The sequence below is a fragment of the Micromonospora olivasterospora genome, assembly GCF_007830265.1.
GTDB lineage: Bacteria > Actinomycetota > Actinomycetes > Mycobacteriales > Micromonosporaceae > Micromonospora > Micromonospora olivasterospora.
This window is the reverse complement of record NZ_VLKE01000001.1, coordinates 1,807,343-1,820,646: the sequence shown is the minus strand read 5'-3', so window position 1 is coordinate 1,820,646 and position 13,304 is coordinate 1,807,343. Positions and strand designations below refer to the sequence as shown.

The window sequence follows — 13,304 nt, the reverse complement described above, 5'->3', positions numbered from 1 at the left end:
GTGCGCCCGTTACCCGCTCCCGCGGCCGCTATGCCCGCGCCGGAGGAACACCTCAGCGGGGGAGGCGGCGTGCGGTGCGGCCGGCGCCCCGGATGCGCTGCCGGGGCGGCGCGACCGTCGTCTTCGGCCGCTTGAGGTGGTACCGGTGCAGCTCGCTGTTACCCGGCAGGGACGGGTCCTCGCTCATCGAGACCAGCTCCCAGCCCTGATCGCCGGCCCGGTTCAGATGGGCCAGCGCCGTGTCGCCGTACGGGGTGACGTCGACCATCGAGCCGTCTGGGCCGTACCAGATGAAGACGATCTCCCAACCGACGTCGGTGCTGGCCGCCTGGCGGCGGCGCACCAACAGCGCGTACTCCCACTTGAGCATGGAGTCATTGTCACCCCGTCGGCGCCCGCCGGCACGTCGTCACTCCTCGGCGACCCGCCCCGCGTCCACGTGCAGCCGGCGGGTCGTCTCGGTCGCCGCCAGCATCCGCCGGTCGTGGGTCACCAGCAGCAGCGTCCCGGGGTAGTTGGCCAGCGCCGACTCCAGCTGCTCGATGGCCGGCAGGTCGAGGTGGTTGGTCGGCTCGTCCAGCACCAGCAGGTTCACCCCGCGCCCCTGTAGCAGCGCCAGCGCCGCCCGGGTCCGCTCGCCCGGGGACAGCGACGCCGCCGGCCGCAGCACATGATCCGCCCGCAGGCCGAACTTGGCCAGCAGGGTCCGCGCGTCCGCCGGCGACATGTCGGGTACGGCCAGCCGGAACGCGTCCAGCAGCGGCTGGTCGCCGAGGAACAGCCCCCGGACCTGGTCCACCTCGCCGACCACCACGCCGGGGCCGAGCGCGGCGTGCCCGGTGTCCAGCGGCAGCCGCCCCAGCAGGGCGGCGAGCAGGGTCGTCTTGCCCGAGCCGTTCGCCCCGGTGATCGCCACCCGGTCGGCCCAGTCGATCTGGAGGTGCACCGGACCGAGGGTGAAGCCGCCCCGGCGTACCACGGCGTCGCGGAGCGAGGCCACGACGGCGCCGGCGCGGGGCGCGGCGGCGATCTCCATTCGCAGCTCCCACTCCTTGCGCGGCTCCTCGACCACCTCCAGCCGCTCGATCAGCCGATCCGTCTGCCGGGCCTTCGCCGCCTGCTTCTCCGAGGTCTCGCCGCGGAAGTGTTTGACGTTCTTGTCCGGGTCGCTGGCCTTGCGCCGGGCGTTGCGCACGCCCTTCTCCATCCAGGCGCGCTGCGTGCGGGCGCGCGCCTCCAGGCCGGCGCGGGTATCGGCGTACTCCTCGTACTCGGCGCGGGCCTGGCGGCGGGCCACCTCCCGCTCCTCCAGGTACGCCGCGTAGCCGCCGCCGTAGTGGCGCACCTGCTGCTGGTGCAGGTCCAGCTCCAGCACCCGGGTCACCGTCCGGGTCAGGAACTCCCGGTCGTGGCTGACCAGCACGGTCCCGGCCCGCAGCCCGGTGACGAAGCGCTCCAGCCGGTCCAGCCCGGCCAGGTCGAGGTCGTTGGTGGGCTCGTCGAGGAGGAAGACGTCGTACCGGCTCAGCAGCAGCGAGGCCAGCCCGGCCCGGGCCGCCTGGCCGCCGGAGAGGCCGGTCATCGGGTGGTCCAGGTCGACGGTGAGGCCCAGCTCGGCGGCCACCTGCTCCGCGCGCTCGTCCAGGTCGGCCCCGCCGAGGTCGAGCCAGCGCTCCAGCGCGTCCGCGTACGCGTCGTCGGCGCCGGCCGCCCCGGCGCTGAGCGCCTCGGTCGCCGCGTCCAGCGCCGCCTGCGCCGCCGCCACCCCGGTGCGCCGGGCCAGGAAGCCCCGTACCGTCTCGCCCGGCCGGCGCTCCGGCTCCTGCGGCAGGTGCCCGACCGTCGCGGTGGGCGGGCTCAGCGTGACGCCGCCGGCCTCGACGGGCAGCAGCCCGGCGAGGGTACGCAGCAGCGTCGACTTGCCGGCCCCGTTCGCCCCGACCAGCCCGACGACATCCCCGGGGGCGACCACCAGGTCGAGCCCGGAGAACAGCAGTTTGTCGCCGTGCCCGGCGGCGAGATCCTTGACAACCAACGTGGCGCTCATCGAACGCCGAGCCTATCCGCCGCGTCCACCGGATTCCGCCGAGCGGTCGCGCTTCCCACCCGACCGCGAGGCACACTCACGGGCGTGGTGACGACACTGGCGATCGACTGTGGCGGCGGCGGGATCAAGGCGTGCGTGCTCGACGAGGCGGGGACGATGCGGGCGCGGCCGTTGCGGGTGCCCACGCCGTACCCCCTGCCGCCGGAGCTGTTCGTCAAGACGCTGGTGGACCTCGGGGCGCAGTTGCCCCCGGCCGACCGGGTGACCGTGGGGATGCCCGGCATGATCCGGCACGGCGTGGTGGTGGCCACCCCGCACTACGTGACCCGCTCCGGGCCGCGTAGCAGGGTCGACCCAGACCTGCTCGCCGAGTGGTCCGGGTACGACGCGCGCACCGCCGTCGCGGAGGCGTTCGGGCTGCCCGCGCTGGTGCTCAACGACGCCGAGGTGCACGGCGCCGGGGTGGTCGCCGGCACCGGGCTGGAGCTGGTGCTCACCCTGGGCACCGGGCTGGGCAGCGCCCTGTTCGACGGTGGCGTGCTCGCCCCGCACCTGGAGCTGTCGCACGCGCCGGTGCGCTGGAACACGACGTACGACAAGTTCGTGGGGGAGCCGGAGCGCCGCCGGCTCGGGGACGCGTTCTGGTCCCGCCGGGTGCGGCAGGCAGTGGAGGGGCTGCGGCCGGTGTTCCGCTGGGACCGGCTCTACCTGGGCGGGGGCAACTCCCGGCTGATCCGCCCGGAGCAGTTGGCGCGGATGGGCGACGACGTGGTGGTGGTGCCCAACAGCGCCGGCATCGTCGGCGGCGTCCGCGCCTGGGAGCTGCGGTAGGCGAAGGAACACTCGCGGCCCGCGCGGTGTTGTGTCAGCGTCGGATCAGTGCCGGCGCGAGACGAGGAGGTGGCTCCATGGATCTTCTGGCGGAGTACCGACGGGCGACCATGTACTTCGAGATGGGCGACCCTTCCGGGGCGGCCCGGCTGCTGGAGCCGATCATCGAGGCGGAGCCCTCCAACTCCTCCGTACGGCAGTTGCTGGCCCGGGCGTACTTCCAGTCCGCCCAGCTCAACCGCGCCGAGGAGCAGCTGCGGGAGCTGGTGGCCCGCGACCCCAGCGACCACTACGCGCACCACGTGCTCGGCCGTACGCTGGAGCGGCTGAACCGTCCGGCGGACGCGCTGCGGCACCTGCGCATCGCGGCGGCGATGCACTCGACGAACGCCGACTACGCGGAGGCGCTGCGCCGGGTGCAGGGCCGGGTCGGCAACGGCCATTGAGACGGAGCTGGGCCGGCCCGCGCGGTGGCGCGGGTCGGCCGGCCCGGCGGTGGACCGCCTAGCATGGGCTGCCATGGACTCTGAGCAGGTGGTGGAGGCGGCATGAAGCTCAAGCTGGACCTGCACGACATCTTCAACAAGGGCCACGACATCGACCGCGCGCTGCGCGGAATCATGGACGAGGCGGTGGCGAAGAAGGCCACCCTCGTCGAGATCATCCCCGGCAAGGGCTCCGGGCAGCTCAAGAAGCGGGTGCTGCGGTTCCTCGACCAGAAGGACGTCAAGCAGCTCTACCACCGGGTGGAGAAGGACTCGAAGAACTTCGGCCGCCTCTTCGTCCACTTCCGCTGGAAGTAATGCCGCTGTCCTCCCGATCCGATGGCCGGCCCAGCAACTTCAGGGAAGATGTCGCCATCTCGCCCGTTCAAGGGGACAGTTTCCCTGAAGTTGTGCGGATTTTGAGCCGCCGTGAGCAGGGCGCGCTGTGGTCGACCGGCAGGGCGCACCGGCCGCCGCCGGGTAGGAGTCGGTCGCAGAAGACCCAGTGGCGTACGTGCTGCTCGTCCTCGGCCGACACGGTCACCCCGCCGGGTTCGACGCGGGCGCTGAGTCGGGCGAGGACCCGGGCGGCGGTGCGGGCGAAGATCCGTGCCCGGAGCAGGTCGGGTCGCGCAGCACGCCCTCGACGTGGGCGCGTACCTGCTCGTTGGCCGGGCTGCCCGCCGGGTGCGGCCGGGTCGCCAGCGCCCGCACGTTCTGGTACGCCCGGCCGGCGCTGAACTCGCCCACGGGCGCGTCGGCCGGGCGCGGGTCGGGGGTGCCCAGGTCGTACGAGGCGGTGGCGGCGACGGCGAGCAGGGCGGCGAGCGCGGCGAGGGCGGCGAGCGGCCGTCGGCGCGGCCGGGCCAGCGCCCGGTCGGCGGCGCGGGTGGGGGGTGGTGCGCCCACGGGGACTCCTCGGGGATGGAGGCGAGGTGGGCACCATCCTGCCCGTTGCGGCCGGGAGCGGGTCACCCCCGGACGCTGTACTTTTTGTTAGTTGCCAGGCGGTGAGCCGGGCGTGCCGCCCGCGCCGGGCCCGTCGGTTTGTGTGCGACCGTTGTCTGATACAGGATCAGCAGGGCACTCGGAAGGAGCCCGACATCACCAGCGAACTCCCGCGCCTCGCGGCGGTGACCCGGCCGAACCGGGGGACCGGCCCGGCCGGTTCCTCCGTCGTGCCGCACCCGGCCGGCGGCTTCGGGGCCCACCCCGTGCTGCCGCCCGGGGAGCGGCTGCGGGTGCTGCTGGTCGAGGACGACGAGGGCGACGCGTTCCTGGTCGGCGAGTTGCTCGCCGAGACCAACTCGACGATCGACCTGCTGGTCGCGACCAGCCTGCGGGAGGCGCGGCAGCGGGTGGCGGGCGTGGACTGCGTCCTGCTCGACCTCGGCCTGCCCGACGCCCAGGGGCTGGACGGGCTGCGCCGGGTGCTGGAGATGGCCGCGGGCGCCGCGGTCTGCGTGCTGACCGGCCGCTCCGACGAGCACCTGGGCATCGCCGCGGTCGCCGAGGGCGCACAGGACTACCTGGTCAAGGGCCAGGTCGACGGCGTGCTGCTGGCCCGGGCGCTGCGGTACGCGGTGGAACGCAAGCGGGCCGACGAGAACGCCCGGCGGCTGCGCGAGGTGGAGTTGCGCCAGGCCGAGTCGGCCCGCCTGGAGCGGGGTCTGCTGCCCCAGCCGCTGATGTCGACCGACGAGATCGCCGTGCACACGCTCTACCGACCCGGCCGGCACGCCGCGCTGATCGGTGGGGACTTCTACGACGTGGTGCAGACCCGGCCGGACCGGGTCGACCTGATCGTCGGCGACGTGTGCGGCCACGGGGTGGACGAGGCGGCGCTCGGCGTCGAGCTGCGGGTCGCCTGGCGGGCGCTGGTGCTTGCCGGGGTGCCCGACGACGAGGTGCTGCCCGCCCTGGAGCAGGTGCTGATGAGCGAGCGGCGGCTGCAGGAGATCTTCGCCACAGTGGCGAGCGCCAGGCTCGACCTGACCCGCAACGCGGCGACCGTGCGGCTCGCCGGGCATCCGCCGCCGCTGCTGCTCAGCGGGGGTAGGGTCGCGCCCGTGCCGGCGCCGGCCGGCCTGCTGCTCGGCGTCCGGCCGCGCCGGCCGGTGGCCTTCGACCTGGAGTTCGACACGGATGACTGGTCCCTGCTGATGTACACGGACGGACTGATCGAGGGCCGGGTGGGCGACGGCGACGAGCGGCTCGACGTGCCCGGCCTGGCCGCGCTGCTGCACGACCCGGCCACCGCCGCCGTGCCGCTGGCTGAATTGCCTGGCTGGCTGGTCGGGCGGGCGGAGCAGGCCAACGGCGGCCCGCTCGCCGACGACGTGGCCATGCTGCTGGTCACGCGGGGCGGTGGCCGGTGACCGTTCAGCCGGGGCGGTGGGCGGTGACGCCGCAGCCCGACAACTGGACGCTGCGCCGCCGGGTCGTGAGGCTGCTGGCCGTCGTCAGCGTGCTGCTCGGCGCCCTGGTGGCGGCCGAGATCACGGTGGCGGCGCAGAACCGGGAGCATACCCACGCAGTGCTGGACCGCACGGGCCCGCTGCGCGATCAGTCGCAGGAACTGCTCAACGTGCTGGTCGACCAGGAGACGGCGATCCGCGGGTACGCGCTGACCGGCGACCAGCGGGAGCTGGAGCCGTACACCCAGGGCAGCGCGCGGGAGCAGGCGCTGTACCGGTCGATGGGCGGCCTGATCAGCGCGTACCCGGCCCTGGTTCCGAAGCTCGACACGGTCAGGGCCCAGGCGGCGCAGTGGCGCGCCACGGTCGCCGAGCCGGTGATCCGGACGACCGCCGAGGACGGCACGGGGGCGGGGCGGGCGCTGATCACCGACGAGACCGCCAAGCGCTTCGAGGCGATCCGCGGGTCGCTGGCCGACCTCCAGGAGGGCATCCTCGACGAGCGGGACAAGGGCGCCGCCGCCATCTACCGCACGAGCACCCTGCTGGTGGTGCTGCTGATCGTGGCGGCGCTGGTGGTGGTGGTCGCCGGCGGGGTGCTGCTGGTCTCGCTGGACCGGATCGTGGTGCGGCCGCTCACCCGCCTCGCCGAGCAGGTCCGCGAGGTCGCCGAGGGCGACTACCAGCACCGGATCACCGGGGCCGGCCCACCGGAGCTCCAGCAGCTCGCCGGCGACGTGGACGCGATGCGCCAGAAGATCGCCAAGGACCTGACCGAGGTCCGCGAGGCCCGGGAAAGCATCGAGTGGGTCAACGGCCAGCTCCAGAAGCAGGCCGAGGAGCTGACCCGCTCCAACCGGGACCTGGAGCAGTTCGCGTACGTCGCCTCGCACGACCTCCAGGAACCGCTGCGCAAGGTGGCCAGCTTCTGCCAGCTGCTCCAGCGCCGGTACGCGGGGCGGCTCGACGAGCGGGCCGACCAGTACATCGCCTTCGCCGTGGACGGTGCGCAGCGGATGCAGCGCCTGATCAACGACCTGCTGGCGTTCTCCCGGATCGGCCGGCTCACCACCGGGTTCACCGAGGTCGACCTGAATCGGGTGATGGGCGACGTGGCCGGCCAGACCGAGTCCGCCCGGCAGTACGCCGACGCCGAGCTGACCTGGGACGAACTGCCGGTGATCCGCGGCGAGGAGCCGCTGCTGACCAACCTGCTGGCCAACCTGGTCAGCAACTCGGTCAAGTTCCGCCGCGCCGACGTCCCGCCCCGGGTGCACGTCTCCGCCCGGCTGGTCGGCGACGAGTGGGAGATCAGCTGCCGGGACAACGGCATCGGGATCGAGCCGGAGTTCGCCGACAAGATCTTCGTGATCTTCCAGCGGCTGCACTCCAAGGACGCGTACCCGGGCACCGGCATCGGCCTGGCGATCGCCAAGAAGATCGTCGAGTACCACGACGGCCGGGTCTGGGTGGACACCGAGACCATCGAGGGCACCACGATCCGGTTCACCCTGCCGGCCCTGCCCGAGGATGTCGAGGCGGCGGAGGCAGCGGCACGGGCGGCCGAGGAAGCGGCGGATCACGAGCCGGGCGACGGTACGGAGCCGACCGGGGACGGCGCGACCGGGGCCGAGCCGCCCCGGCAGGCCGGGCCCGGGCGGAGGAGGGGGCCGACGGGTCCCCGGACAGCGACAGCGCGGGTGACGTGAAGGAGACGGTGGCATGACCTCGCCGGCGGACGGCAGGAGCCCGATCGAGGTCCTGCTGGTGGAGGACGACCCGGGCGACGTCCTGATGACCCAGGAGGCGTTCGAGGAGCACAAGCTCCGCAACCGGCTGACCGTCGTCTCCGACGGTGCCGAGGCGCTGGCGTACCTGCGCCGGGAGGGCCGGTACGCGGATGCCGTCCTGCCCGACCTGATCCTGCTCGACCTGAACCTGCCCCGCCGGGACGGCCGGGAGGTGCTGGCGGAGATCAAGGAGGACGAGGAGCTCTGCCGCATCCCCGTGGTGGTGCTCACCACGTCCCGGGCCGACGAGGACATCCTGCGCAGCTACCAGTTGCACGCGAACGCGTACGTCACCAAGCCGGTCGACTTCGAGCAGTTCATCTCGGTGGTCCGGCAGATCGACGAGTTCTTCGTCAGCGTGGTGAAGCTGCCGCCGCGTGCCTGACACCCTGCTGGACGACGTTGCCGAGCTGCTGCACCGGGCCGCGGCCGAGGCGGTGCTGCCGCTGTTCCGCCGGCTGGACGACGCCGACGTCGCCGAGAAGGGGCCGGGCGACCTGGTCACCGTCGCGGACCGGCGGGCCGAGGAGCTGATCGGCGCCGGGCTGCGGCGGCTGCGCCCCGGCTCGGTGGTGGTCGGCGAGGAGGCGGTCGCGCAGGACCCGGGCCTGCTGCGCCACCTGCGCGGGACCGGGGACGTGTGGGTGGTGGACCCGGTCGACGGCACCGCCAACTTCGCCGCCGGACGGCGGCCGTTCGTGCTGATGGTCGCGCTGCTCACCGAGGGCGAGCCGGTCGCGGGGTGGGTGCTCGACCCGCTGGCGGAGACGCTGGGCGTCGGGCGCGTGGGGGAGGGCGCGCTGCTGGCCGGCCGGCCGGTGCGGACAGGTGACCGGGTGCCGCCGCTGGGCGAGCTGCGCGGCACCGCGATGACCCGGTTCCTGCCGCCCGCGGCCCGCCGGGCCGCCGAGGCCGGCGGAAGGCGGATCGGCGAGCTGCTCGCGGGGCAGCACTGCGCCGGCCGGGAGTACCTGGACCTGCTGGCCGGCGACCAGCAGTTCCTGCTGTTCTGGCACACCCTGCCCTGGGACCACGCCCCCGGGGTGCTGCTGGTCCGCGAGGCGGGCGGGGTGGCCCGGCGGTTCGACGGCGGGGAGTACCACCCCGCCGAGGAGGGCGACGGGCTGCTGGTCGCGGCGAACGAGCGGGTCTGGGCCGAGGTCCACGAGGCGCTGTTGACGACCTGACGAAGGGCGGGCGGCGGCTGACCCGACCGGCTGGCGACTGTGCGTCGATGTCAGCGTCGCGCCGGGTCACGGGGCATGGCGGCTAGCATTCCGTCCGGTATCCTGACCGGCGGTCTCCGCCAGCAGGCCGCCGTCCGGCGCCGGCGGGGACGCCGCCGTGCCATGGACGATCGGGGCCGGGGGCCGAGGGGAGGGACCGCAGGAGTGTCCAGGATCAGCCTCATCCGGCGGCTCGGCGCCCGGCCGCTGACCGCGCTGCTCGTCGCCGTGGCGCTGGTGCTCGGCCTCGCGGCGGCGCCCGCCTCCGCCGAGCCCAACGAGGGCGGCAGCAAGCAGCTCCGCGAGGCGCTGGAGGCCGCCGCCAAGGGGCACATCGAGGCCAAGGCGAAGCTCGACAACTCCAAGCGCCGGCAGCAGACGCTGGCCGGCCAGCTGAAGACGGTCGAGGAGCGGCTGGTGGGGCTGACCGCGCAGGTCGGCGAGGTTGCCGCGCAGTCGTACCGGCTGGGGCGGATGAGCGTGCCGGCGCTGCTGATCCAGAGCGCCTCGCCGGAGGCGTTCCTGCACCGCGCCGCGGAGCTGGACGTGATGGCCCAGCGGGACGGCCGCAAGCTGCGCGAGCTGACCGATGCCCGGACCGAGGCCAGCCAGGCCAAGATCGCCATTGACATCGAGGTCCGCGAGCAGCAGAAGCAGCTCGCGGTGCTGGCCAAGAAGAAGCGGGACGCCGAGAAGGCGCTCGCCGCCGTCAGCTCCGGCGCCGGCTCCGGGTTCAGCGGCGGCTCCGCCTCGGCCCGGCCGGCCCCGCGCAACTCCGACGGGTCCTGGCCGTCCGAGTCCTGCTCGGTGAACGACCCCACCACCTCCGGCTGCATCACCCCCCGTACCCTGCACGCGCTCCAGCAGGCCAAGGCCGCCGGTTACAAGCGGTACGTCTCCTGCTACCGCAGCGGCGGCAGCGGCGAGCATCCCAAGGGCCGGGCCTGCGACTTCTCCGCCGCCACCAACGGCTTCAAGGACGAGACGGCGACGGGCGGGGACAAGGCGTACGGCGACAGCCTGGCGAACTACTTCAAGAACAACGCCAGCCGGCTCGGGGTGCTCTACGTGATCTGGTATCGGCAGATCTGGATGCCGAACACCGGTTGGCGGGCGTACAGCGGCAGCGGCAGCCCGGCCGCCGACCACACGAACCACGTTCACCTCTCGATGTACTGACCCGGCCGGCCCGGTCCGCTGCGTACCATCGCGTCGGTGAGCAGCTCATCGCCCGACATCGCTACCGAGTCGCCGCGGCCCGCGCCGCCGCCCGTCCGCGCGTTGCCCAACGGGCTCGCCGCGTTCCTGGTCTTCCTCTCCAGCGGTGCGGTGCTGGTGCTGGAGACCGTCTCGCTGCGCCTCGTCGGCCCGTACGTCGGGGTCACCCTCCAGGTGACCAGCTCGGTCATCGGCATCGCCCTCGCGGCCATCGCGTACGGGGCGTGGACCGGCGGCTGGCTGGCCGACCGGCGGGACCCGCGTACCCTGATCGCGCCCGTGCTGGTGCTCGCCGGCATCGCCACCGCGGTCACCCTTCCGGTCGTCCGGTACGCCGGCGAGGTGCTGCGTGGCGGGGCGGCCAGCGCCGTGCTGCTGCTCACCGCGCTCGCCGTGTTCGTGCCGGCGGCGCTGCTCGCGGCGGTCACCCCGCTGGTGGTGAAGCTCCAGCTCGCCGACCTGCGCCGCACCGGGCAGGTGGTCGGCCGGCTCTCCGGGATCGGCACCCTCGGCGGCATCACGGCCACCCTGCTGACCGGGTTCGTGCTGGTCGCGGCGCTGCCCAGCAGCGCCATCGTGCTCGCCGTGGCGGCACTGCTCGTCGTCACCGGGGTGGCGCTGGGTGCGTACCTGCCCCGGCGGGGGCGGCCCGGCCCGGCCCGGACCCGGGCCGCCCTCGCCGTGCTCGGCATGGCCGGGACGGGGCTGGCCATCCTCGCCCCGAACCCGTGCGACGTGGAGACGGCGTACCACTGCGCGCGCGTCGAGGCCGACCCCGACCGGCCGAGCGGGCGGAGGCTGCTGCTGAACTCCGCCCAGCACTCGTACGTGGACCTGGCGGACCCGACCCACCTGGAGTACGCGTACACGCAGTGGATCGGCGCGGCGGCCGACGTGGCCGCCCCGGCCGGGCGGCGGCTGGACGCCGTGCACCTGGGCGGCGGCGGCTTCACGATGCCCCGGTACCTGACCGCCACCCGGCCCGGCACCGACAACCTGGTCTTCGAGATCGACGGCGGGCTTGTCGAACTGGACCGCCGGGAGCTGGGCGTGCGCACCGGGCCGGAGCTGCGGGCGGTCGTCGGCGACGCCCGGGTGCTGCTCGGCGAGGAGGCCACCGACAGCCGTGACCTGGTGGTCGGGGACGCCTTCGGGCACCTCGTGGTGCCCTGGCACCTGGCGACGCGGGAGATGGCCGCCGAGATCAACCGGGTGCTCCGCCCCGGCGGGACGTACGTGCAGAACGTCATCGACTACCCGCCCGGCCGGTTCGTCCGCAGCGAGCTGGCCACCGTCGCCGCCGCGTTCCGGCACGTCGCGCTGGTCGCGCCGCCGGCCGCCATCGCGGGCGAGCGGGGGGCCAACTTCCTCGTCGTCGCCTCCGACGCGCCGCTGCCGCTGGAGGCGCTGGGGCAGCGGGTGGTGGCGCTGCCCGAGCCGGCCGCCCTGCTCTCCGGGGACGCGCTGGCCGCCTTCGTCGGGGACGCGCTGGTGCTCACCGACGACTACGCCCCGGTGGACCAGCTGCTCGCCACCGCCTGAACGGGTGACTTCACTGACCGATTCTGACCGCCGAGGTGTAGGAACGGGCGGCCCGGGCAACAACTCCGACCATGGGCGGTGGGGTGGGTAAGGACACGCAACTGCTCGGTGAGCGGTACCGGCTTATCGAGCAGCTGGGCGCGGGCGGCATGTCCGTCGTGTGGCGGGGGTACGACGAGGTGCTCGGCCGGCAGGTGGCGGTGAAGGTGCTCGCCTCCCGGCTGGCCAGCGACAAGGCGTTCCGGCACCGGATCCGGATCGAGGCGCAGGCCGCGGCGCGGCTGTGCCACCCCAACATCACCAACGTGTACGACTACGGCGAGTCCGAGCAGGGCGGGCTGACCGTGCCGTACGTCGTCATGGAGCTGCTCGACGGCGGCTCGCTGAGCGCCCGGCTGGGCAGGGGCGGGACGCTGCCGTGGCGGGAGGCGGTGACGATCGGCGCCGAGGTGGCCTCGGCGCTGGCCACCGCGCACGCCCGGGGCGTCGTGCACCGGGACGTGACCCCGGGCAACGTCATGCTCACGTCGACCGGCGTGAAGGTGGTCGACTTCGGCATCTCGGCGCTGGCGGGGGAGAGCGAGAAGGGCCCGGACGGGGCGCTGCTCGGCACGCCCGCGTACCTGGCCCCCGAGCGGCTGGACAACGGCCAGGTCAGCCCCGCCACCGACGTGTACGCCGTCGGCCTGCTGCTGTACCGGATGCTCGTCGGGCGGCTGCCCTGGCAGGCCAGCACCACCACCCAGATGCTCCGCGCGCACATGTACAACGACCCCGAGCCGATGCCCGAGGTGCCGGGGCTCCCCGGCGAGATCGCCGGGTTGGTCCGCCGCTGCCTGGCCAAGCGGCCCGAGGACCGCCCCGTCACCGCCGAGGTGGCCCGTACCCTCGCCGAGGCCGCCGGGATACTCGCGATCATGCCGGTGTCGCCGGCCCCGGGCCCGCACACGCTCGATCCGGCCGTCCTGGCCAACGCCGGCACCACGATCCTGCCCTGGTCGTCGGACACCGACGCGCTGCCGTTCTCCGGCCGTACCCGGGGCCGGCGGGTGACCCGGCGACGCACCGTCGAGGCGGGCATGGCGGCGGCCGGCCTGGTCGCGGTGACTGCGGCGATGTGGGGCGTGACCTCCCGCAGCCCGGCCAGCGGCGGGGTGGAGCGGCCCGTCGAGGCCCGGATCGGGCTGCCGGAACCGGCCCCGTGCGCGGTGGACTACGCGCTGCGCAGGGACTCCGGCAAGGACTTCACCGCCGAGCTGACCCTGACCAACACCGGCGACCGGGAGCTGCGCGACTGGACGATGAGCTTCACCTTCCCCGGCCGGCAGACCGTCACGAAGGCCGACCCGGCGGTACGCCAGCAGGGCCGCACCGTCGAGGTGCGACCGGCCGCCCAGCCGGGCGCGCTGGCGCCCGGCGCGTCCCAGAAGGTCGCGCTGACCGGCACGTACACGGGCGCGAACCCGCTGCCGGTGGAGTTCCGCCTCGGCGGCGCCACCTGCGGGGTGCAGGTCTCCGGGGTGGCCGGCTCGATGCCGACGACCGCTCCGCCGCCCGCCAAGGCCCCGCCGGCACCCGCCCCGAAGAAGACCACCACCGTGAAGGCCGGCGGCTCCGCCGGCAAGGGCGGGTCGAACGGCGAGGCCAAGTCAGGCAAGTCGGGCAAGTCCGGGAAGGGTAAGGGATCCGGTGGCGGTGACAAGGGAAAAGCACAGTGACGAAAGGAAAGGAGGCCGGCAAGGGTAAGG

At 74.1% G+C, this 13,304-nt stretch carries 14 protein-coding genes; 10 read left to right on the top strand and 4 right to left on the bottom strand.

What is annotated here, in order from left to right; translation table 11 throughout:
- Positions 1-52: 52 nt before the first annotated feature.
- On the bottom strand, positions 53-370 hold the full coding sequence (locus tag JD77_RS08295; RefSeq protein ID WP_145773756.1) for a hypothetical protein: 318 nt from the start codon (positions 368-370) through the stop codon (positions 53-55).
- Between the two features lie 39 nt (positions 371-409).
- Positions 410-2,047, bottom strand: a complete 1,638-nt coding sequence (locus tag JD77_RS08290; RefSeq protein WP_145773755.1) for an ABC-F family ATP-binding cassette domain-containing protein — start codon at positions 2,045-2,047, stop codon at positions 410-412.
- 84 nt (positions 2,048-2,131) lie between these two features.
- Here JD77_RS08290 and JD77_RS08285 point away from each other — a divergent pair, with 84 nt between their 5' ends.
- The 3 genes from JD77_RS08285 (at position 2,132) to JD77_RS08275 (ending at position 3,681) form a co-directional block, all read left to right on the top strand.
- Complete coding sequence (locus tag JD77_RS08285; protein ID WP_145773754.1) at positions 2,132-2,878, top strand: ROK family protein; 747 nt, start codon at positions 2,132-2,134, stop codon at positions 2,876-2,878.
- Positions 2,879-2,955: 77 nt separating this feature from the next.
- Positions 2,956-3,324, top strand: coding sequence for a tetratricopeptide repeat protein (locus JD77_RS08280; RefSeq protein WP_145773753.1), 369 nt, complete (start codon positions 2,956-2,958; stop codon positions 3,322-3,324).
- A 102-nt stretch (positions 3,325-3,426) separates the two neighbouring features.
- On the top strand, positions 3,427-3,681 hold the full coding sequence (locus tag JD77_RS08275; RefSeq protein WP_013736060.1) for a Smr/MutS family protein: 255 nt from the start codon (positions 3,427-3,429) through the stop codon (positions 3,679-3,681).
- A 67-nt stretch (positions 3,682-3,748) separates the two neighbouring features.
- Here JD77_RS08275 and JD77_RS08270 read toward each other — a convergent pair whose 3' ends face one another.
- Both JD77_RS08270 and JD77_RS31955 read right to left on the bottom strand, forming a co-directional pair.
- Positions 3,749-3,985, bottom strand: coding sequence for a hypothetical protein (locus JD77_RS08270; protein ID WP_145777474.1), 237 nt, complete (start codon positions 3,983-3,985; stop codon positions 3,749-3,751).
- Positions 3,904-4,272 carry a hypothetical protein gene (locus JD77_RS31955; RefSeq protein WP_170286306.1) on the bottom strand — a complete coding sequence of 123 codons (369 nt, stop codon included), beginning with the start codon at positions 4,270-4,272 and terminating at the stop codon, positions 3,904-3,906. Before JD77_RS31955 ends, JD77_RS08270 begins: the two co-directional genes overlap by 82 nt.
- Positions 4,273-4,496: 224 nt before the next feature.
- Between JD77_RS31955 and JD77_RS08265 the strand changes: the two genes are divergently transcribed.
- The 7 genes from JD77_RS08265 (at position 4,497) to JD77_RS08235 (ending at position 13,274) form a co-directional block, all read left to right on the top strand.
- A complete protein-coding gene (locus JD77_RS08265; protein ID WP_246140572.1) occupies positions 4,497-5,741 on the top strand; it encodes a PP2C family protein-serine/threonine phosphatase in 1,245 nt (414 codons plus the stop codon).
- Positions 5,738-7,489 (top strand): sensor histidine kinase, encoded by a 1,752-nt coding sequence (locus JD77_RS08260; RefSeq protein ID WP_246140571.1) that lies wholly within the window; start codon positions 5,738-5,740, stop codon positions 7,487-7,489. Before JD77_RS08265 ends, JD77_RS08260 begins: the two co-directional genes overlap by 4 nt.
- A 13-nt stretch (positions 7,490-7,502) precedes the next feature.
- Entirely contained in the window at positions 7,503-7,955 is a 453-nt protein-coding gene (locus JD77_RS08255) for a response regulator (protein ID WP_145773751.1), read from the top strand.
- Complete coding sequence (locus tag JD77_RS08250) at positions 7,948-8,757, top strand: inositol monophosphatase family protein (protein ID WP_145773750.1); 810 nt, start codon at positions 7,948-7,950, stop codon at positions 8,755-8,757. Before JD77_RS08255 ends, JD77_RS08250 begins: the two co-directional genes overlap by 8 nt.
- A 204-nt stretch (positions 8,758-8,961) precedes the next feature.
- On the top strand, positions 8,962-9,975 hold the full coding sequence (locus tag JD77_RS08245; protein ID WP_145773749.1) for a coiled-coil domain-containing protein: 1,014 nt from the start codon (positions 8,962-8,964) through the stop codon (positions 9,973-9,975).
- 36 nt (positions 9,976-10,011) lie between these two features.
- Positions 10,012-11,556 (top strand): fused MFS/spermidine synthase, encoded by a 1,545-nt coding sequence (locus JD77_RS08240; RefSeq protein ID WP_145773748.1) that lies wholly within the window; start codon positions 10,012-10,014, stop codon positions 11,554-11,556.
- A 71-nt stretch (positions 11,557-11,627) separates the two neighbouring features.
- On the top strand, positions 11,628-13,274 hold the full coding sequence (locus JD77_RS08235; protein WP_145773747.1) for a serine/threonine-protein kinase: 1,647 nt from the start codon (positions 11,628-11,630) through the stop codon (positions 13,272-13,274).
- Positions 13,275-13,304 lie beyond the last annotated feature (30 nt).

What these genes read in the sequence shown, in the direction of transcription:
- JD77_RS08275 (WP_013736060.1), top strand. Translation starts at nt 3,427, where the DNA reads ATGAAGCTCAAGCTGGACCTGCACGACATCTTCAACAAGGGCCACGAC.
- JD77_RS08290 (WP_145773755.1), bottom strand. Translation starts at nt 2,047, where the DNA reads ATGAGCGCCACGTTGGTTGTCAAGGATCTCGCCGCCGGGCACGGCGAC.
- JD77_RS08295 (WP_145773756.1), bottom strand. Translation starts at nt 370, where the DNA reads ATGCTCAAGTGGGAGTACGCGCTGTTGGTGCGCCGCCGCCAGGCGGCC.
- JD77_RS08255 (WP_145773751.1), top strand. Translation starts at nt 7,503, where the DNA reads ATGACCTCGCCGGCGGACGGCAGGAGCCCGATCGAGGTCCTGCTGGTG.
- JD77_RS08235 (WP_145773747.1), top strand. Translation starts at nt 11,628, where the DNA reads ATGGGCGGTGGGGTGGGTAAGGACACGCAACTGCTCGGTGAGCGGTAC.
- JD77_RS08280 (WP_145773753.1), top strand. Translation starts at nt 2,956, where the DNA reads ATGGATCTTCTGGCGGAGTACCGACGGGCGACCATGTACTTCGAGATG.